Here is a 20,342-nt window from a genome sequence, read left to right as displayed (position 1 = left end):
ACGTATAAATTGAATTTAAATTCAATTGGACTATTCAGGATGCAAAAGATGAACACCATGAGTCAGTTCTATAAACGTCACTTTCTAAGGTTACTGGACTTTACCCCCGCCGAGATTACAGCCCTGCTAGAGTTGGCAGCTGATCTGAAGCAAGCCAAGAAATCCGGCTGTGAGAAACAAAGATTGGTAGGTAAGAATATCGCGCTCATCTTCGAAAAAGACTCGACCCGTACTCGATGCTCTTTCGAAGTTGCCGCATATGATCAAGGTGCGCGGGTGACTTATCTCGGCCCAGGCGGAAGTCAAATAGGGCATAAAGAATCAATTAAAGATACCGCCAGAGTATTAGGCCGGATGTATGACGGTATCCAATATCGTGGTCACGGCCAAAAGGTGGTTGAAACGTTGGCTGAATTTGCCGGCGTGCCGGTATGGAATGGCCTGACCAATGAATTCCATCCAACCCAGTTACTGGCCGACTTACTGACTATGCAGGAGCACTTGCCGGGTAAGCCATTGAGTGAAATGAAATTTGCCTATCTTGGCGATGCTCGTAACAACATGGGTAATACCCTATTAGAAGCGGCCGCTTTGGTAGGGATGGATTTACGCCTGGTCGCGCCAAAAGCCTGCTGGCCGGAGGCCGAATTAGTCGCCGATTGTCAGGCGCAGGCTAAAAAGACCGGCGGTAAAATTACCTTGACCGAAGATATTGCCGAAGGCGTCAAAGGGGCTGATTTCTTGTATACCGATGTATGGGTTTCGATGGGCGAACCGAAAGAAGTCTGGCAGGAGCGGGTTGCATTGCTCAAGCCCTATCAGGTCAATATGGATGTGGTGAAACTGACCGGCAACCCACAGGTTAAATTCCTGCATTGCTTGCCCGCGTTCCACGATGACCAAACTACCGTCGGCAAACAAATGGCGGAACTTTATGACTTACCGGGGGGCATGGAAGTGACCGACGAAGTATTTGAATCGGCTCACAGCATTGTGTTTGATCAGGCCGAAAACCGCCTGCACACCATCAAAGCCGTGATGGTTGCCACTCTGGGAACAGCATAAAAATAAAGGCCGACCATTTAATGTGTTGGCTTTTAATTATTTTCACACCTAATCAATAAGCGTTATTGGCGCAGGCAGATTGAGTGCGGACAGCGCGCAGCCGACGGAGCATACACGGAGTATGTGACGGCGGCGAGCACTGCCCGAAGCTCAAGCTGGCAAGTGAAATAGCTTATTTTACCGCCAACTTAACTACTGCCTTACGCACATTAGCCGGTTCGCCTACTGCACATAATGGTTTATGCACTTCTCCTGGGTAGAACACCACAAAATCACCGGTTTGCATGACAAACTGCTTCTCATCAACTCCTGCTGGTAAGAAAGCAATATCTTTGTCTGCCAACCAGTCGGTATCGGGTTTGCCAGCAGGTAAGTTACTGAAAGTCATCCCCTCAACACCCGCCAGGACTATCTGAATATCCAGATATTTAGCGTGATATTCCGCACGGCGGTTTTCCAGATAGTCAGTGCTGTCATTGGAAATCAATACGAACAGGTTATTGCCATCAATATCATGCTTACCCAATGGCGTTTCTGCTGTGATGTGACTTTTCACATATTCAATAGCTTCTTTTAATTGCGCAGGCAGATAAGGCAATAATTCCAAATGATGGATGTTTCCGGTGATCATGGTTTTCCCTTCATATAAGTAAAATGAAATGATGTTCCATTATAACCATTTCATTCTATCTTTAGTGGGAAGTCTCTAACATTTATTTATGCCGAAACAGTCTGTGGTGTTGCTTACATGGGTTTCTACCACCAGAATTAAATCGCCGCAGAATCATTACATTTTTACAATATTTCTTTATCACTAATTGTTATAACAAATAACTGTTGAGACTTTGACCACAGACGGCAAAGCCATTATCGTGAGAAACTGCGATGAAATAGTCGAAAAAACAATAATTTCCCATTGGTGTTACTACACCCGCTATATTTTAAAAACACGATGGTTTAATCCATTTCAGGGAGTCTCAATGAAAGCTAAAATTCTGTCACTGTTGGTTTTGACAGCACTATCCGGCAGTGCACTGGCAGCAACGCCGCCAGATACTCTGGTTGTGGTGCAATCCCTGGATGATATCGTTAGCCTTGATCCGGCTGAAAGTAATGAGCTATCCAGTATTCAGACCGTCCCAAGTCTTTATCAGCGGCTGGTGCAAGCCGATCGTGATAATCCGGCAAAAATAGAACCCGTTCTTGCACAAAGCTGGCAAGGCGATGCTGCGGCAAAAACCCTTACGGTAAAATTACGTCCGCAGGCAGTATTTGCCTCTGGCAATCCGGTGCAAGCTGATGACGTAATTTATTCCTTTAATCGCGCAGTCAAAATGAACCGTTCACCGGCCTTTATCCTGAATGTCTTGGGCTGGGATGCGAGTAATATCGATCAACATTTGAAGAAAATTGATAACAACACCGTACAACTGAGCTGGAGTGCAGATGTCAGTCCCGCAGTTGCGCTGAATATTTTATCAACCCCCATTGCCTCAATTGTTGATAAAAAAGCGGTGACCGCTAATGTGAAAGATGGCGACTATGGTAATGCTTGGTTGAAAATGCATTCAGCCGGTAGCGGTCCATTCAAAATGCGTGTTTATCAACCGCATCAGGCCATTGTACTGGATGCCAATCCGACATCACCTGGCGATAAGCCTCTGATTAAAAATATCATTATTAAAAATGTTCCCGATCCAAGTGCTCGTCGCCTGCTGATCCAGCAAGGTGATGCTGATATCGCGCGTGAGTTAGGGCCAGACCAAACTGCGGCGCTGAAAACCCAGGCAGGGATTAAAGTTGTCGAAATCCCGTCTGCCGAACAAAACTATTTGGTCTTTAATACGGCCAATCAGGCCAATCCGCTGTTGAGCAAACCAGAATTCTGGCAAGCCGCCCGCTATTTGGTTGATTATCAGGGAATTACCAAAGATTTGCTGAAAGGCCAGTATTTTGTACATCAAAGCTTCCTGCCAGTGGGTTTACCGGGTGCGCTGGAAAGTAATCCTTTCACCTTTGATCCTGCTAAAGCTAAAGAAATTCTGACCAAAGCCGGTATTAAAGATGCCACGCTGACTCTGGATGTGGAAAACAAACCGCCATTCATTACAATTGCTCAGTCGCTGCAAGCCAGCTTTGCCCAAGGTGGCGTGAAATTGGTGTTATTGCCAGCTGCAGGTAGCCAGGTATATGGCCGCGTGCGTGCCAAACAGCATCAGTCAGCTATCCGTTTGTGGATCCCGGACTACTTCGATGCACACTCAAATGCCAGCGCCTTTGCCTATAATGACGGTAAGAGCAGTACTGTTGCCGGTTTAAACGGCTGGGTTATTCCTGAGCTGAATAAACAAACATTGGCGGCAGTCGCCGAGGCTGACCCGGCCAAGCGCACCGCGCTCTACACTCAGTTACAGGAAGAGCTGCAAAAGAACTCGCCTTATATCTTTATTGATCAAGCCAAAGCACAAGTTGTGCTACGAGATAATGTAAAAGGCTATCAACAAGGTCTGAATGCAGATATGGTCTATTATGACCGTGTCAGCAAGTAGCGCTGATCTATCAATAAAGTTTTATGAAATATAGGTAGGTTGCTAGTCGATGTCTGTCGCACTAAATCAAACGCCGGGAACCCTATCCCGGCGTCGTCTTTGGGGGTTTTTACAGGGATTATTTACCCTGGCCCTAACCTTATTCGGTCTACTGGTTATCACCTTTTTCCTGTCGGCGTTGTCGCCGGTGGACAGGGTGCTGCAAATCGTGGGCGACCACGCCAGTGAGGCTACTTATCAGCAAGTTAAACAACAACTTGGGTTGGATAAACCTTTACCGGTTCAGTTCTGGCATTATCTGGAGCGGCTGGCTCATGGGGATCTGGGTGTCGCCAGCGCCAGCGGTCAGCCGGTATTACAAGATCTACTGACCGTTTTCCCTGCCTCATTGGAACTGGCAACATTATCGCTAGTCATTGGCGCAGCACTGGGAGTTATCCTCGGCTTATTGTGCGCGCGCTGGGCGGGTAGCAAACTGGATGCCACTATCCGCTTTATCACATTGCTGGGGAATTCGGTTCCTATCTTCTGGCTTGGCCTGCTGATGCTATTGCTATTTTATGCTCGCCTGCAATGGAGCCCCGGCCCCGGCCGTCTTGATGATATTTATCAATATACCGTGGAAGCGAAAACCGGTTTTGCCCTGATCGATACTTGGCGCTCAGGTGATGCTGGTGCCTTTAGTAATGCTCTGGCTCATTTGATCTTACCGGTTTCCCTGCTGTCTTATTACGCGCTTGCCAGCATTACTCGCCTGACACGTTCAGCTTGCCTGAGTGAACTGAATAAAGAGTACATCACGCTGGCAAGAGCCAAAGGCGCGGGTGAGATGCGGATTTTATTGACGCATGTGCTGCCGAATATCCGTGGCACCTTACTGACAGTGATTGCTCTGGCCTATACCAGCATGTTGGAAGGCGCGGTACTCACCGAGACCGTTTTTGCCTGGCCGGGCATTGGCCGTTATCTGACCAGCGCGCTGTTTGCCGGAGACACCACGGCCATTATGGGCGGAACACTGTTGCTCGGTATGTGCTTTATTTTGATTAACAATGTGACGGATCTGCTGGTCCGCTTGCTGGATCCGAGAACGCGCTGATATGTCGATACCGATAACAAAAATCTGCCACACGCTAAAGCGTTCCCCCTCCACCAGCATTGGGCTGTTTATTCTCTCCTCACTGGTGTTCATCGCGATTTTCGCCCCGTGGCTGGCACCATTTGATCCCAACTGGCAAAACGCAGCCGACCGGTTGCTACCTCCGGGCGCAGTTCACTGGCTGGGAACTGACAGTTATGGCCGCGATATGCTGTCGCGTCTGATTTACGGCACGCGCCCTACCTTGGGATTGGTACTGCTGGTTACCGTCATAACCTTGCCGCTCGGCTTACTGGTCGGGGTGCTTTCTGGTTATTACGGCGGCTGGCTCGAACGTATTCTGATGCGCGTTACCGATGTGGTGATGTCGATGCCACGGCTGATTCTGGCTTTTGCTTTTGTTGCCATGCTTGGCCCCGGATTAATTAACGGCGCGCTGGCATTGGCCCTAACCACTTGGCCGGCCTATGCCCGTCAGGCCAGAGCTGAGATTCAGTTATTACGTAAAAGTGATTATCTGGCAGCCGCTGAGATGATGGGAATCAAAGGGTTGCGGTTACTGTGGGGTCATATTCTCCCTATGTGCCTTCCTTCAGCGGTGGTGCGCCTGGCATTGGATTTAGCGGGTATTATCCTGGCTGCGGCAGGTCTTGGCTTCCTCGGGTTAGGGGCACGCCCGCCCATGTCAGAATGGGGTTCCATGGTCGCGGATGGCATGCAGGTTATCTTTGACCAATGGTGGATTGCCGCCATTCCGGGCTGCGCTATCTTACTGAGCAGCATGGCATTTAATCTGTTAGGCGATGGCCTGCGCGATATTTTGGACCCTCACCATGACTGATAAAATTTTTGCCATCGACAATCTCTGTGTCGATTTCCAGCAGCAGCGAGTGGTGGATAATATTTCATTCCATCTCGGCCGCGAACGGGTGGCACTGGTGGGTGAGTCCGGTTCGGGCAAATCCATTACCGCCAGAGCATTGATGGGATTAGTTCGTGCTCCGGGCAAAGTCAGTGCTAAAAAGCTCAGTTATTATGCTGATAGCACCGATCAACAGGGCAATTCAGGTCAGGTTATCGAACACGACCTATTGCAGTTGAAACCGAAACAATGGGGCGCATTACGTGGCAGCGAAATGGCTATGGTGCTGCAAGATCCACGCTATGCGCTGAATCCGGTACGCACCGTGGGGAAACAAATTGAAGAATCCCTGCTGCTACATAATACGCTTTCCCGCGCGGATACCCGCGAGCGGGTATTGAATGCGCTAGCCTCGGTCGGACTCAATGAAAGTGCCTGGCACAGTTATCCCGGCCAACTTTCTGGCGGTATGGGCCAACGGGCCATGTTAGCTATTGCTTTAGTGAATAACCCACGGGTATTAATTGCCGATGAGCCAACCTCCGCATTGGACGCCAAATTGCGTAATCAAATACTGGAGTTGATTGTCGAACAGACTGAGCAGCGCAATATGAGTTTGTTGTTGATTAGCCACGATCTGCCGTTAGTCGCCGAGCATTGCCATCGCGTGTTGGTGATGTATCAGGGGAAACTGGTGGATCAAGGCGCGGCGGCTGACCTGCCCCATTCGACTCATCCTTATACCCATACCTTGTGGGCTTGCCGCCCGAATGCCAGTACCTATGGCACGGATCTGCCGGTATTAGATCGCAGCGCTGATTTCTCTGGAGGTTCCCGTGGCACTGATTGAAGTCAAAAATCTACAAGTCAGCTTTGCCCAAAAGAATCAGCTAAAAACAGCGGTTGAGTCGGTCAGTTTTGCGGTTGAAGCAGGTGAAACATTCAGCCTGATTGGGGCATCTGGCTGCGGTAAATCGACCGTATTACGTACTTTGGCCGGTTTACAGCGGGAGTGGCAAGGCGAGATAACCTTGCTGGGCCAACCATTACAACCAGGGCAACGTTTCATCGGCCAATTGCGTAAAGATGTGCAGATGGTATTCCAAGACCCTTATGCGTCACTGCACCCACAACATAATATTCAGCGCACACTGGGTGAGCCGCTAAAGATTCACGGTGAGCAAAACATCCAACAACGTATTGACCAAGCTTTAGAACAAGTGGGCTTGCCGGCGTCTGCGGCACAGCGCTATCCGCATCAATTTTCCGGTGGCCAGCGCCAGCGCATTGCCATTGCCCGCGCCCTGCTATTGCGACCAAAACTGCTGCTGTTGGATGAACCAACCTCAGCATTAGATATGTCAGTGCAAGCGGAAATCCTCAATCTACTCAATCATTTGAAACGCGAACACGGTATGACCTATTTGTTGGTCAGCCATGACAGTGATGTGGTGGCACATATGTCCGAGCGTGCAGCCATGATGGAGAGTGGGAAAATTGTGAGAGAGTTTACGCGGCGGGATCTTGAGTTGGCGGAACATTTTATGGGGTAGCACTTTATAGGACAACAAAGGCCGTTCAGTACCCGGCAAAACCGAGTACTGAATACTATCGAAACATTAGGTAGCGGTAGAGAAGCCGTTCTAAATCTTGTTTCATACTGACAAAAGCCAGTATTTCCACAGTTTGACCATCATAGTCATAGATGACGCGGTACTCACTGCCGGGATCCAGCCGCTCACGCAATTGCACACCGCTATCTGATAACATTGAGTTAAAACGATAGCGGACCGGATCTTCACTGATCGCTGTTATTGATGATATCAATAAATTATCAACGAACTCCCCAGCCTTAACCGGCCCCATAGTAGCGCTTTTAAAGGATTCGATATCCTGAAGAGTCCATTCTGCTGCTGGTGATATAATTATTTGGGGCATTCCTAACCTCAATATTATTACTTGCGCGCAGCGCGCAGCTTCCTTAGCGTTTCTTCCGGCGACATGCCTTGCTGGTTTTTAATATCCTGTTTAGCCAACATAACCAGCTTCAGCAAAGCATTTGATTGGCGCTCAAGATTACGTTCCCTAATCTCCGCCTCCCTTTCTGCTGCGGGTTGGACAAACAGCTCAGCGACACCATTTTTTGTGACGAAAACGCCACCGTCAAAAAGTTCGGGAGAGCCTAGCCCTTCTCGCGCCGCTTTTTGGGACATAGTCGTTGCCATATAGGTTGCTCCTTCAATGATCTTTCATACTCTAAGCAAGCTATCACCCGCACAGTTAAATATCAAATTTATACTAAATTTGTACCCGCACAATCATATCAACTAAAAACCCTTCATCACTCCCACCACACCTTGAACATAGCGCTCTAAAGTCTCCTCCTCCATCGCATTGGCCCCTTGCACTAAATAGGGTGGGAGGAAATCCATACCCGTCATATTGGCCATCGCGTGGAAGGGCAATAACAAATCCAGCGCCGGGTAACGATTATAGCCCTGTGGGCTGTAGGCCTGCTCATTGCCGCCAGTCGACACCACCAATTGCAATGGCTTACCACGCAATTTGTCCCCACTACTGCCATAAGCAAAGCCGTAAGTTAACACCGCATCCTGCCATTCACTTAAAATGGCCGGCGAGCTATACCAGTAAAATGGAAACATCATCACTATCACATCATGTGATTCCAATAATTCTTGCTCGCGAGCGACATCAATTTGAAAATCCGGATACTCACGAATCAGCTCATGCACGGTAACATTCGGTAGTGGACGAATGGCTTCTATTAACTGATGGTTGATACGGGATTCATCCGGCTTACGGTGGGCAGTCAACACTAAAATACGTGGCATAACAGTTTCTCCAACAGGTTTAATGACACTATCTTTTCATTTTCAGCGCTGCCGGTGTAGGCTGCAATCAGTCACATTAATTTCAACCTAAGGTATCAACCAATGTCGCTACCTTCCGATATTCATCGCTTATTACCCGCCTTCCTAAGCGCCGCCCAAAATGAGAATTTTTCTGTCGCGGCCCGTCAATTAGGGGTAACTCCTGCCGCTGTCAGTAAAAATGTCCGCGTATTAGAAGAAAAACTGGCGCTGCGTCTGTTTCAACGCAATACCCATAGTGTGGTGCTAACTGATGAAGGTAAGGCTTTATTAGCGCGGGTTGCTCCGCTTTGGCAGGCGCTATCACACACTCTGGACACCGCACGTAACGATGAACAACATCCCAGCGGCACGGTTCGAGTCAGTTTGATCCCCGGTTTTGGCCGCCAACTATTAATGCCGCTGATTCCTGTGTTTATGGCGCGCTACCCGCTGATTGATTTAGATCTCTCGCTGGAAGCCAGAGTGGTTAATTTGGTCGGAGAAGGGTTTGATGTGGGGATCGGTACTCACATTGATCCTGATAGTCGCTTGATTGCACGCCAGTTTTACCCAATGCAAATGGTGTTGGCGGCCAGCCCCGCTTATCTGGCGCGCTATGGCACCCCCAGCAATCCGCAGCATCTCTATCAGCATCAGTGTTTACTACACCGCAATCCATCAACTGGACGAATAGTCAAATGGCTGTTGCAACACAATAATGAGGTGCAATCTTTCGAGTTGTCGGGCCGTTTGGTCATTTCACAACCCGAAGTATTAATGAATGCGGCGTTGGCCGATATGGGAATAACCTATATCGCACAATGGCATGCTGAACCCCATTTTGCAGACGGCAGTTTGGTGCCCGTGCTAGCCCATAACTGGCCTGCACCGGTGCCATTATGGCTCTATTATGCCTCTGCCGATTTACCCCCGCGGGTGCGCGTTTGGGTCGATTTTTTACTGGAACATTTCCGCCCAATGAAGCGCTAACCCATACTATTTTGTGCAAAAAAAGTGGCATAAAAATGTCCATTTTGTGATGCACTGAACAGGGAATAAACCTAAAGCTGATTTCCTTGTTCTAGGTCAATTATGTTGACTGTCACTTCTGCCATTACCCATATATAGTGTCTATAGGAATTAAGACATCTATATGTAGTAGTTATCCACAAAACCATCCACACCCCCTCGCAGCCCTTATGTGCTGCGGTTTGCCTTGTGGATAAGATTGTTTTGGGGCTAATCCTACGCGGCAGGATACAGGAGCGACATTGTGAAAACAGTAGTGATTAAACGGGACGGTTGTCAGGTACCTTTTGATGAGGTACGAATCAAGGAAGCGGTCGAGCGTGCAGCCTTGGCGGTTGGCGTAGTAGACGCGGATTATTGTGCAACTGTTGCCCGTGTGGTCGCTCAGACGATGGAGAACCAGCCGAAAGTTGATATCCGCGATATCCAAACTGCGGTAGAAAACCAACTGATGGCCGGTCAATACAAGCAGCTCGCCCGAGCCTATATTGAGTATCGCCATGACCGGGATATCTCGCGTGAACTGCGTGGTCGCCTGAATCAGGAAATCCGGGGTTTGGTAGAACAAAGTAACAAAGCTCTGCTGAACGAAAATGCGAATAAAGACAGCAAAGTCATCCCGACTCAGCGTGATCTGCTGGCCGGTATTGTCGCGAAACACTACGCCAAACAACATATTTTGCCGCGAGACGTGGTCTTGGCTCATGAACGTGGTGAAATTCATTATCACGATCTGGATTACGCGCCATTCTTCCCGATGTTCAACTGCATGTTGATTGACCTCGATGGCATGCTGACTCAAGGTTTTAAAATGGGTAATGCGGAAATCGAACCGCCAAAATCCATTTCTACTGCTACCGCAGTGACCGCGCAGATTATCGCGCAGGTTGCCAGCCATATCTATGGCGGCACAACCATTAACCGCATCGATGAAATTCTGGCCCCGTTTGTCACCGAAAGTTTCAATAAACACAAGCGGGTCGCTGAAGAGTGGCAGATCCCTGATGCCGCCGGTTATGCCATGTCACGCACCGAAAAAGAGTGTTATGACGCTTTCCAGTCACTGGAATATGAAGTGAATACCCTGCATACCGCCAATGGTCAGACTCCGTTTGTCACCTTCGGCTTTGGGCTGGGTACCAGCTGGGAATCGCGCATGATTCAGCAGGCGATTCTGCGTAATCGCATTGCTGGTTTGGGCAAAAACCGTAAAACCGCGGTGTTCCCGAAACTGGTGTTTGCTATCCGCGATGGCCTTAACCATAAATTTGGCGATGCTAACTACGATATCAAACAGTTAGCACTGGAGTGTGCCACCAAGCGCATGTATCCAGATATTCTCAATTACGATCAAGTGGTTAAAGTTACTGGTTCTTTCAAAACACCGATGGGCTGCCGCAGCTTCCTCGGCGTCTATGAAGAAGATGGCAAACAGATCCACGATGGCCGTAACAATCTGGGGGTTATCAGCCTTAACCTGCCACGTATTGCATTGGAAGCCCAAGGCGATGAAGAGAAATTCTGGCGGCTGCTGGATGAGCGCCTGCTGTTAGCCAAGAAAGCTTTGATGACTCGTATTGCCCGACTCGAAGGGATCAAAGCCCGCGTGGCACCTATCCTGTATATGGAAGGGGCTTGTGGTGTGCGCTTGCAAGCGGATGACAATATCTCTGAAATCTTCAAAAATGGCCGCGCATCTATCTCGCTGGGCTTTATTGGTATTCATGAAACGGTTAATGCTCTGTTTGGCAATCAATCCCATGTCTTTGACGACGAAAAGTTACGTGCAAAAGGCGTGGCTATCGTTGAGCGCATGAGACAAGCAACGGATAGCTGGAAAGAAGAAACTGGCTACGCCTTTAGCCTGTACAGCACGCCGAGCGAAAACCTGTGTGACCGCTTCTGCCGCCTGGATACCGCAGAATTTGGCGTGGTAGAAGGTGTCACCGACAAAGGCTATTACACCAACAGCTTCCATCTGGATGTTGAAAAGAAAGTTAATCCTTACGACAAACTGGACTTCGAAGCACCTTATCCTCCATTGGCTAATGGCGGTTTCATCTGTTACGGCGAATACCCTAACTTGCAGCATAACCTCAGAGCGCTGGAAGATGTCTGGGATTACAGCTACAGCCGAGTGCCATATTACGGCACCAACACACCCATTGATGAATGCTACGAGTGCGGTTTTACCGGCGAATTCTCCTGTACCAGCAAGGGCTTCACCTGCCCGAAATGTGGTAATCATGAGCCATCAAAAGTGTCAGTCACCCGTCGGGTATGTGGCTATTTGGGTAGCCCGGATGCACGGCCATTTAACGCCGGCAAACAAGAAGAAGTGAAGCGCCGCGTTAAGCATTTGGCAAACGGACAACTGGGCTAACCACTTTGAATTACCATCAATATTACCCGGTCGATGTTATCAACGGCCCTGGCACTCGCTGTACGCTGTTCGTCTCTGGCTGCGTACACGAATGTGTGGGTTGCTATAACAAAAGCACCTGGCGACTGAATTCGGGTAAGCCATTTACCCAAGAAATGGAAGATAAAATCATAGCGGATCTGAACGACTCCCGTATCCGTCGGCAAGGGTTATCCCTCTCCGGCGGTGATCCGCTGCATCCACAAAATTTGTCCGCCATTCTGCAACTGGTCAAACGCGTACGCCAGGAGTGCGATGGTAAAGATATTTGGCTCTGGACCGGCTACACCCTGGCTGAACTGACCGCCGACCAACAACAAGTGGTGGATTTAATTAATGTGCTGGTCGATGGCAAATTCGTGCAAGACCTAAAAGACCCATCGCTTATTTGGCGCGGCAGCGGTAATCAAGTTATCCATCACCTGCGCTAATTGGCAAAGTTATAGGTTAAGGTCGCATTAAACCGCCAATCACGACGCGTACTATCACTGGGCAGGTCGCCAATCGGCCTCGCCCCTTCCAGTGATAAGGAATAGTGTTTGTTATCACCAAAGGTCACTCCCACCGCGTAAGAAGCCAGTTTTTGTGCACGAAATATCGGTGAGTTATACCAAGTGTGTGCCGTATCCAGCACCGCATAAGGTTGAATGGTTTTCAGCCAATTGCCATTTTCCCGATTATGTATATAGCGCATTTCTACCTGTCCGCCATAGCCATAATCCCCCGTCGCCTCACCATCTGGATAACCTCGGCCAAACCGTAACCCACCAAAAGTCACATGCTCTGCTTCTGGTAAATCATTGTCAGACCAATCACCTTCCGCCGAGGCACTCAATCGCCATTTTTCGGCCATTAAATACGCGCCATCTCCGGTGAGTTTCCAGCGGGTAAAACCTAAGTCTCCCCAAGGAACTGAACTAGAGGCCAAAGCGCCGTTTATTCCTTTGCGCACGCTGGCACGGGTGCTCCAATAAGATTGGGTATATTCCTGATAACCCGTCAGTGCCAACTCGGCCGCCGGGTAACGCATCCGTTGGTTCTGTTCTTCTAAATCGAGCAATGTATTATTAAGATTATTAAATCGGGCCCGGCTTTTTAGATTATAGCTTTTCTCCAGATAATCTACGCCCCCGCTCACTGTCCATTGACGTTTACGGGTTAATTCCAACGGATAACTTAACACCACACCACCAGTATATTGTATCTGTTGAGTGCGGCTGGATAATGTGATGTTATCGGGGTACAGTGTCAGCACATCAGTATAATCTTTCGGATCTTGCTTATAATAACTGCCACGGGTTTGCAGTAATAAGCCATTGCTACCTAAATATTGTTGATAGTTTACACCTAAGTATTGGTCACGATTCTTGCTGTCTAACGGTAATAATGTTGCGACACCCAATTGCTCTGCATAAGGTGTAAAGCCACTTAAAGTTGCATTAAGTACCCCGCTGTAAACACCTTTGCGGCTATCCAATGCGGTACTGATATTCCAATTACGTGGATGATCGGCTTTAATATCTAATAATGTTGCGCCATAAATATTATCCGGGTTTTTAGCCGTGGCGATCACTTTAGTATCCGGCGTTCGGCTCATCAAAATGCTGTAACGTTCAAAGGTATCCTGTGTCAGCGGATTCTCGGCCATAATGCGCTGAGACAACTTGGTCAGCCAGCGCCCTATCGCTGTGTTGTCACTTTGAATTCGAGTATTAGCAATATAGCCTTCAACCAAACCTATTTTTAATGTGCCATTGGCAAAGTTATCAGTCGGCAAATAAGCATAAGAGAGAATATAGCCATCTTGCTGATACATTTTTGTAATAGATTGCGTTGCTAAAAGCAGAGTCTTTAATGATACTTTTTTACCAATATAAGGCGTAAGTGGCTTACTGAGTATATTAATATCATATTGGGTACCACCGATAAATTGGATATGTTTCACATCAATTAAAGTATCCAGTGTTAGTTTAGAACTGGGTTCTGGCACTGGAGTTGAAATCGTTGGAGCCACAGTACGAGGTGTTTGTGGTCGCGCAATATCACGCGATATTTTGGAAGGGTTATTCTGGTCAATTAACATAGGGACGGTATTAGCGAGCGCGCTGAACTGCCATACACTTCCTGCACCAAATAAAAATAATACCCACACTCTATTATTCATAGAATATTTCCTTATGCGCACATTAAATTATAATTTTAATAGTCTATTTATTTTTATAATAACGATGCTCTCCCCTGGAATAAGGGAGAGCTAGTATCGTTATACCCGTCATACTTCAAGCTGCATGTGCGTTAGCTGCTCTCGCTCACCCGAATCACTGACTGACGTCAACTCATCGGGGTTCACTCAATTGCCGCCTTCCTGCAACTCGAATTATCTAGGGTATGTATATTTAATTGGTTTTTGGTTTTAATATTCCGCCTATCCCGCCAGCTAAACCACCACTGGCATTGGCATTAGCTGAGACGCCAGCAGTCAATCCGCCGGTAACACCACCGACAGTATTGTTTACCCCGGCCAACAAGCCGCTGTTGCTGCCACCAGAGGTTGGTGTCAATGTATTCGTGACACCTGCCAGCAAGCCATTCGAACCACCTGTTGATGTTGGCGGAGTCACTAAACCGCCCGCCTTCTCAACGGCTTGCCCACTACCTTGCAGTACCTGTCCAACACCCGCTAACGTTGGCGCACTGGTACCCACTTGAGTGCCAGTCGTCACAATAGTACCGCCGACAGCGGTCAGTAAATTATTCACTGGCGCGCCAATACCGGTGGTTGAACCGACGGTCTGAGTAATATCTTGTACCTGGCCCACCACTGGCGTCACTATCCCGGTTGCGGCAGTGGTTAGCTTACTCGTCGTTCCTGTTTGCAGGTCTTGCGCCAATCCGTTACCGATAGAAGTGACTGCACCACCGGTTTTATCAACTAACCCACCTGCGGTACCGGTAACTCCGCCCAATGGCGTATTGGCAGCGATACCTGAAACTGTTCCACCTAATCCTGAAACTCCGGTACCAACATCAGCCACGGCCTTCGGTACACCGGCAGCCGTAGTGCCCAATGCATTAGGATTATTTCCTAATTGACCTACGCCATTATGTAAACCGGTCCCGACGTCACTGACAGCATTACCCGCACTATCGACGACGGTAACCAAACCACCACCAACGATTGGCAAGCTACCTACAGGGGTTTGGCTAACAACACCGCTGACAGTATTACCTACCCCATCGACGGCAGTGCCAACACCACTGACCACATTGCCAACCGCAGAATTATTCGCGGTCGTACCACCATCCGTTCCTCCGCCGGTGCCACCTCCAGAGCCAGTACCACCACCACTGCCTGAACCTGTTCCTCCGGTTGTCTGACCCGCATTATTCTTCGCAGAATTGTGAGAACCTCCGCCACTGCCACTACATGCCGCGAGTGAGCAAGCCAGTAATATTGCCAAACTTATTTTGCTCAGACGGCTGATATTTTTAGGGCACATAGTAAAACCCCCCAGAGAGAACGCCACGGCGGCGTAAATTAACTATAAGAGACACTTATGTTTCCCTCAAGTTAAGATAATGTTTATTTTTTGTTTAAAGTGAGGATTTATCGTAGTGATATGTATCAGATTGATAATGCGATAAAACTTTTTCTTATAAGCACCACTTTTTAGCCCATAAAAAACCCTACCAACAACCGCAAGATTTCATCGTTCCGCCATCTCAGCTTAACCCTACTGTCATTAAAAACCGCCAGCATAGCGGGTGAGAAAACTTACTGGTTATCACCATGACAATCCGCCACCTGCTCATCAGTATTGCTCCTTGTGTTTCATTGTGGATGGCCGTCAGAAGTGATGATGCACACAGAGGGGTTATCTGCCATGCACTTATCTAGACCACCGACCAGTTATCCCACCCGCTATCAACAAATTGCGGCCCAGTTAGAGCAGGAACTGCGTGGTGCTTATCGCTGCGGGGATTATCTGCCGTCTGAACAGCAGTTAGCCGAACGCTATCAGGTCAATCGTCATACCCTGCGTCGGGCCGTCGATGAATTGGTCGAGCGCGGCTGGCTGCAACGTCGGCAAGGTATCGGCATTTTGGTGTTAATGCGCCCTTATGACTACCCGCTGCATGCCAATGCGCGCTTTAGCCAAAACTTATTAGATCAGGGTAGTGACCCCACCAGTGAGCGCTTACTCGCCGTCTTACGCCCGTGCATTGAGCATGTTGCTAAAGCGCTGTCATTGGATGAAGGGACGACAGTGATTCATTTACGCACCTTGCGACGAGTCAATGGTGTACCGGTCTGCGTTATCGATCATTACCTGCCAGATCTAAATTGGTGGCCCGCATTGCAGCAGTTTAACTCCGGTTCACTACATCAATTCATCAGCCAACATCTGCAACAGCCTTTAAGCCGTAGCCAGACTCGCATTAGCGCACGCCGTGCTCAGGCCAAAGAGAGCCGTTTACTTGAGATTGCTACCCATGCACCGCTGCTCTGTGTGCGCACCTTGAATATCCGTGTTGATAGCCAGCAGGTGGCGGAGTACTCCGTCAGCCTGACACGCGCCGACATGATTGAACTGACCATGGAGCACTAAATGGAAAGTATCTCGAACACCCGGCAGGGCTGGATGTCGGTGTTGGCCCACAGCCAACCGGAGCAATTGCTTGCACATTGGCAATCCTTGAATCTGGCACCGCAATATCAAGTGATCCGTGCGCCAGAGATTGGTTTGAGCCAATTACAGGCGCGAATGGGCGGCACTGGCCGCCGGTTTATTCTGGGCGATATGACCCTCACTCGCGCGGTAATCAAACTCAACCACAGCACAGATATCTATGGTTACAGCTACATTGCCGGGCGCAATAAACCTCATGCAGAACTCTGCGCGCTATTAGATGCGTTATTGCAGCTTTCCACCCTTAATGGACAACCAGCCGGTCTGAGTGAATTGCTGCTGAAAACCGTCATTCATCCTCTAGCGGCCATACAGCAGGAGCGGCGGGAATTGCGCGCTCGCGCTATCGCCACCAGTAAAGTGGATTTCTTCACCCTGGTGCGAGGAGAAGACTAATGAGCCTATTAAACCATTTTGATCAGCCGGTTGATGATGCTCAGCACGCTTTTCGCCGTATTCTCAAGGCATTAAGCGAACCGGGAGTTGTCGTTTCACTGCCCCATGGCAGCGGCTGGCAGCCATTAAATCCCGCCACCACCAGCATCCTGCTGACCCTGGTTGATCAGGAAACGCCGCTCTACCTGGATGAACCGCTCAACCATGATGTCGTGCAACAGAATATACGTTTTCATTGCGGAGCGCCGCTGACAACCAGCATCAAAAATTCACTTTTTTCTTTATTTGACAATGAGATAAAAGAAGAACTTTTGATTGGCTGCCCCGCAGGTAGTGAACTTTCGCCAGAGCACTCCACCACCGTCATTCTTCAGGCCACAAGTCTGCACCTTGGTGTACCTCTGCGCCTACGCGGGCCGGGAATTGAGCACCACCGTACTGTGGCTCCGCAATTGCCCTCTGCTGTGCTGAATTACCTGCTTAACCGCCCGATCGCATTCCCTGCCGGCCTCGATTTTCTGTTGACCTGCGGCGAGAACCTAATGGCTATCCCACGAACCACCCATGTGGAGGTGTGCTGATGTACGTTGCAGTCAAAGGGGGCGAAAAAGCCATTGCGGCAGCCCATCAATTACTCGAACACCAGCGCCGTGGTGATACACAGATCCCGGCTATCGATTGCGAACAGATTGAGCAACAGCTCGGTCTGGCGGTAGATCGGGTGATGACTGAGGGCGGTATCTATGATCGCGAGCTGGCTGCATTGGCCATCAAGCAAGCCAGCGGTGATCTGGTCGAAGCGATTTTCCTACTGCGCGCCTACCGCACCACATTACCGCGTCTGGCCGTCAGCCAACCGTTGGCAACTGGCAATATGCGGCTGGAGCGGCGCATCTCCGCCATTTACAAAGATTTGCCCGGCGGGCAAGTGCTCGGCCCCACCTATGATTACACCCATCGACTACTGGATTTCACCCTGCTGGCCTCGGGTGAAGCGCCGCACGCGCTCAATCGCAGGGAAATATCGCCAGAAGATGTATCGCAAAATAATTGCGCTCATGTGTTTGATTTATTAGCGCAACAGCAATTAGCAAAAGTTGAGCGAGATGACGGCACCCCGCCGGAAGATATCACCCGCAACCCACCGGTTTATCCGTGTAATCGCTCAGCTCGGCTGCAACAGCTGGTGCGCGGTGATGAAGGTTTCCTGCTGGCGCTGGGCTATTCCACCCAGCGCGGTTATGGTCGAACTCATCCATTCGCCGCCGAGATCCGCACCGGCGAGCTGACCATTTCAATTGAACCGGAAGAACTGGGATTTGCGATTGATATCGGTGAGATCTTACTCACCGAATGCGAAATGGTGAATGGTTTTGTCAGCCCGGCAGCAGAACCCCCGCATTTCACTCGCGGTTACGGTTTGGTATTTGGTCGTGGTGAGCGCAAAGCCATGTCGATGGCCTTGATGGATCGCGCCTTGCAAAGCCGGGAATACGACGAAAATGTCGCCAGCCCAGCGCAAGATGAAGAGTTTGTGTTATCCCACGCCGACAATGTCGAAGCCGCCGGTTTTGTTTCTCATCTCAAACTGCCCCATTACGTTGATTTTCAAGCGGAGCTGGAGTTACTCAAGCGCCTGCGCCGTGAGCATTCATCCGTAGCCGTAGAACAACAGGAGCCGCGCCATGACTGAAGTTCTCACCGGTTACAATCTGGGTTATCTGGACGAGCAAACCAAAAGAACATTACGCCGCGCGTTACTGAAAGCCGTGGCCATCCCCGGTTATCAGGTACCATTCGGCGGCCGTGAGATGCCGATGCCTTATGGCTGGGGCACCGGTGGCATTCAGCTAACCGCCTGCCTGATTGGCCGTTACGATGTGCTGAAAGTGATCGACCAGGGAGCCGATGACACCACTAATGCGGTGTCGATCCGCCGCTTCTTCCAGCGGGTCAGCGGAGTGGCGACTACTGAAAAAACTACTGACGCCACGGTGATCCAGACCCGGCACCGCATTCCAGAAACGCCGCTGACGGAGGATCAGATCCTTATCTATCAGGTACCGATCCCGGAGCCGCTGCGCTTTATTGAACCGCGTGAAACCGAGACGCGCAAAATGCATGCGCTGGAGGAGTACGGCGTAATGCAAGTCAAGCTATATGAAGATATCGCTCGCTACGGCCATATCGCTACCACCTATGCCTATCCGGTAAAAGTGAATGATCGCTATGTGATGGATCCATCGCCAATTCCGAAATTTGATAATCCCAAAATGCACATGATGCCCGCGCTGCAACTGTTTGGGGCCGGTCGTGAAAAGCGCCTTTATGCCCTACCACCTTTTACCAAAGTGGAAAGTCTGGACTTCGACGATCACCCCTTTAGCGTGCAGCAATGGGATGAACCCTGTGCTTTGTGCGGCTCGCGCCACAGTTATCTCGATGAGGTGGTGATGGACGATAAGGGCAGCCGGATGTTTGTTTGTTCGGATACTGATTTTTGCCAGCAGCAACTGGTTCAGGCCGCCACACAAGAGGTGAATATTCAATGATCGTTGAACAGGTTATTTCAAAACCCTCTGCTGTTCACCCGCTGTTGTCGGTGGAGAATCTTACCCATTTGTATGCGCCGGGTAAGGGGTTCAGTGATGTCTCTTTCCAGCTGTATCCCGGTGAAGTGTTAGGGATTGTTGGTGAATCGGGTTCGGGTAAAACCACCTTGCTTAAATCCATTTCAGCCCGTCTGGCACCGCAACATGGGCAAATTTTTTATCGGCCTGATGCCCAATCAGCGGTTGATTTGTATCAGATGGCCGAAAGCCAACGCCGCCGTTTACTGCGCACCGAATGGGGCGTAGTGCATCAGCACCCACTTGATGGGCTGCGGCCACAAGTCTCGGCGGGCGGCAATATCGGCGAGCGACTGATGGCTATTGGCCAACGCCATTATGGCGAGATACGCCAACAAGCAGGCCACTGGCTGGAAGATGTCGAGATCGCCTTATCCCGTCTTGATGACCTGCCCACCACCTTCTCCGGCGGCATGCAGCAGCGACTGCAAATTGCCCGCAATCTGGTGACACATCCGAAGCTGGTATTTATGGACGAACCGACTGGTGGCCTGGACGTGTCAGTGCAAGCACGGTTGCTGGATTTACTGCGCAATCTGGTGGTGGAAATGCAATTGGCGGTGGTGATTGTCACCCATGACTTGGGGGTTGCCCGCTTATTGGCTAACCGTTTGCTGGTGATGAAAGAGGGGCAAGTTATCGAAAGTGGCCTGACTGACCGGGTGCTGGATGACCCGCATCACCCTTATACCCAGCTACTGGTTTCATCGGTATTACAAAACTGAG

The 20,342-nt window shown here is 49.7% G+C and carries 21 protein-coding genes; 15 read left to right on the top strand and 6 right to left on the bottom strand.

All coding sequences use genetic code 11. The features are described 5' to 3' along the window. The first annotated feature begins 57 nt into the window (after positions 1-57). Positions 58-1,065, top strand: coding sequence for an ornithine carbamoyltransferase (argF, locus tag QSV56_RS12770; protein ID WP_301212660.1), 1,008 nt, complete (start codon positions 58-60; stop codon positions 1,063-1,065). A gap of 172 nt (positions 1,066-1,237) precedes the next feature. On the opposite strand, the gene QSV56_RS12765 is transcribed toward argF, so the two are convergent. After that, positions 1,238-1,696 carry a YhcH/YjgK/YiaL family protein gene (locus QSV56_RS12765; protein WP_050875469.1) on the bottom strand — a complete coding sequence of 153 codons (459 nt, stop codon included), beginning with the start codon at positions 1,694-1,696 and terminating at the stop codon, positions 1,238-1,240. Positions 1,697-2,045: 349 nt separating this feature from the next. On the opposite strand from QSV56_RS12765, the gene QSV56_RS12760 reads away from it, so the two are divergent. From QSV56_RS12760 to QSV56_RS12740, 5 genes are read left to right on the top strand one after another with little or no spacing between them, the layout of a single operon-like run. Beyond that, positions 2,046-3,614 carry an ABC transporter substrate-binding protein gene (locus QSV56_RS12760; protein ID WP_019080649.1) on the top strand — a complete coding sequence of 523 codons (1,569 nt, stop codon included), beginning with the start codon at positions 2,046-2,048 and terminating at the stop codon, positions 3,612-3,614. A 49-nt stretch (positions 3,615-3,663) separates the two neighbouring features. Beyond that, entirely contained in the window at positions 3,664-4,713 is a 1,050-nt protein-coding gene (locus QSV56_RS12755; protein ID WP_005156165.1) for an ABC transporter permease, read from the top strand. Between the two features lie 7 nt (positions 4,714-4,720). Continuing rightward, positions 4,721-5,554 carry an ABC transporter permease gene (locus QSV56_RS12750; RefSeq protein ID WP_026017978.1) on the top strand — a complete coding sequence of 278 codons (834 nt, stop codon included), beginning with the start codon at positions 4,721-4,723 and terminating at the stop codon, positions 5,552-5,554. Then, a complete protein-coding gene (locus tag QSV56_RS12745) occupies positions 5,547-6,425 on the top strand; it encodes an ABC transporter ATP-binding protein (RefSeq protein ID WP_046051677.1) in 879 nt (292 codons plus the stop codon). Before QSV56_RS12750 ends, QSV56_RS12745 begins: the two co-directional genes overlap by 8 nt. Then, the gene (locus tag QSV56_RS12740) at positions 6,412-7,128 is read left to right on the top strand and encodes an ABC transporter ATP-binding protein (RefSeq protein ID WP_019084219.1); all 717 of its coding nucleotides are present in this window, start codon (positions 6,412-6,414) and stop codon (positions 7,126-7,128) included. The genes QSV56_RS12745 and QSV56_RS12740 overlap by 14 nt, the downstream gene beginning before the upstream one ends. A 55-nt stretch (positions 7,129-7,183) precedes the next feature. Here the strand turns inward: QSV56_RS12740 and QSV56_RS12735 are convergent, their stop codons facing one another. From QSV56_RS12735 to QSV56_RS12725, 3 genes are all read right to left on the bottom strand, one after another. Next, entirely contained in the window at positions 7,184-7,513 is a 330-nt protein-coding gene (locus tag QSV56_RS12735) for a type II toxin-antitoxin system RelE/ParE family toxin (protein ID WP_026017979.1), read from the bottom strand. 17 nt (positions 7,514-7,530) lie between these two features. Beyond that, positions 7,531-7,800 (bottom strand): hypothetical protein, encoded by a 270-nt coding sequence (locus QSV56_RS12730; RefSeq protein ID WP_046051680.1) that lies wholly within the window; start codon positions 7,798-7,800, stop codon positions 7,531-7,533. Between the two features lie 102 nt (positions 7,801-7,902). Further along, positions 7,903-8,427, bottom strand: coding sequence for an NAD(P)H-dependent oxidoreductase (locus QSV56_RS12725; protein ID WP_019080655.1), 525 nt, complete (start codon positions 8,425-8,427; stop codon positions 7,903-7,905). A 102-nt stretch (positions 8,428-8,529) separates the two neighbouring features. On the opposite strand from QSV56_RS12725, the gene QSV56_RS12720 reads away from it, so the two are divergent. From QSV56_RS12720 to nrdG, 3 genes are all read left to right on the top strand, one after another. Then, positions 8,530-9,438, top strand: coding sequence for a LysR family transcriptional regulator (locus tag QSV56_RS12720; RefSeq protein WP_046051682.1), 909 nt, complete (start codon positions 8,530-8,532; stop codon positions 9,436-9,438). A 283-nt stretch (positions 9,439-9,721) separates the two neighbouring features. After that, positions 9,722-11,860 carry an anaerobic ribonucleoside-triphosphate reductase gene (gene nrdD / locus QSV56_RS12715; protein ID WP_019080657.1) on the top strand — a complete coding sequence of 713 codons (2,139 nt, stop codon included), beginning with the start codon at positions 9,722-9,724 and terminating at the stop codon, positions 11,858-11,860. A gap of 5 nt (positions 11,861-11,865) precedes the next feature. After that, positions 11,866-12,330, top strand: a complete 465-nt coding sequence (gene nrdG / locus QSV56_RS12710) for an anaerobic ribonucleoside-triphosphate reductase-activating protein (protein WP_046695488.1) — start codon at positions 11,866-11,868, stop codon at positions 12,328-12,330. Here nrdG and QSV56_RS12705 read toward each other — a convergent pair. Then, entirely contained in the window at positions 12,327-14,063 is a 1,737-nt protein-coding gene (locus tag QSV56_RS12705) for a ShlB/FhaC/HecB family hemolysin secretion/activation protein (protein WP_050121497.1), read from the bottom strand. The genes nrdG and QSV56_RS12705 overlap by 4 nt on opposite strands. A 232-nt stretch (positions 14,064-14,295) precedes the next feature. Beyond that, a complete protein-coding gene (locus QSV56_RS12700; protein WP_046051683.1) occupies positions 14,296-15,399 on the bottom strand; it encodes a collagen-like triple helix repeat-containing protein in 1,104 nt (367 codons plus the stop codon). Between the two features lie 384 nt (positions 15,400-15,783). Here QSV56_RS12700 and phnF point away from each other — a divergent pair, with 384 nt between their 5' ends. Genes phnF through phnK form a run of 6 tightly spaced genes read left to right on the top strand, consistent with a single transcriptional unit; the run spans position 15,784 to position 20,341 of the window. Further along, a complete protein-coding gene (gene phnF, locus QSV56_RS12695; RefSeq protein WP_046051684.1) occupies positions 15,784-16,509 on the top strand; it encodes a phosphonate metabolism transcriptional regulator PhnF in 726 nt (241 codons plus the stop codon). Further along, positions 16,510-16,986, top strand: coding sequence for a phosphonate C-P lyase system protein PhnG (phnG, locus tag QSV56_RS12690; protein ID WP_019080662.1), 477 nt, complete (start codon positions 16,510-16,512; stop codon positions 16,984-16,986). After that, positions 16,986-17,567 (top strand): phosphonate C-P lyase system protein PhnH, encoded by a 582-nt coding sequence (phnH, locus tag QSV56_RS12685; protein ID WP_046051685.1) that lies wholly within the window; start codon positions 16,986-16,988, stop codon positions 17,565-17,567. The genes phnG and phnH overlap by 1 nt, the downstream gene beginning before the upstream one ends. Next, positions 17,567-18,679, top strand: coding sequence for a carbon-phosphorus lyase complex subunit PhnI (locus tag QSV56_RS12680; RefSeq protein WP_046051686.1), 1,113 nt, complete (start codon positions 17,567-17,569; stop codon positions 18,677-18,679). The genes phnH and QSV56_RS12680 overlap by 1 nt, the downstream gene beginning before the upstream one ends. After that, a complete protein-coding gene (locus QSV56_RS12675) occupies positions 18,672-19,538 on the top strand; it encodes an alpha-D-ribose 1-methylphosphonate 5-phosphate C-P-lyase PhnJ (RefSeq protein WP_046051687.1) in 867 nt (288 codons plus the stop codon). The genes QSV56_RS12680 and QSV56_RS12675 overlap by 8 nt, the downstream gene beginning before the upstream one ends. Then, positions 19,535-20,341 carry a phosphonate C-P lyase system protein PhnK gene (gene phnK / locus QSV56_RS12670; RefSeq protein WP_301212587.1) on the top strand — a complete coding sequence of 269 codons (807 nt, stop codon included), beginning with the start codon at positions 19,535-19,537 and terminating at the stop codon, positions 20,339-20,341. Before QSV56_RS12675 ends, phnK begins: the two co-directional genes overlap by 4 nt. Position 20,342 lies beyond the last annotated feature (1 nt).

It is taken from the genome of Yersinia sp. 22-579, assembly GCF_030433455.1.
Classification (GTDB): domain Bacteria; phylum Pseudomonadota; class Gammaproteobacteria; order Enterobacterales; family Enterobacteriaceae; genus Yersinia; species Yersinia enterocolitica.
The sequence above is the reverse complement of the archived record's forward strand: the minus strand, read 5'-3'. Positions and strand labels throughout refer to the sequence as shown.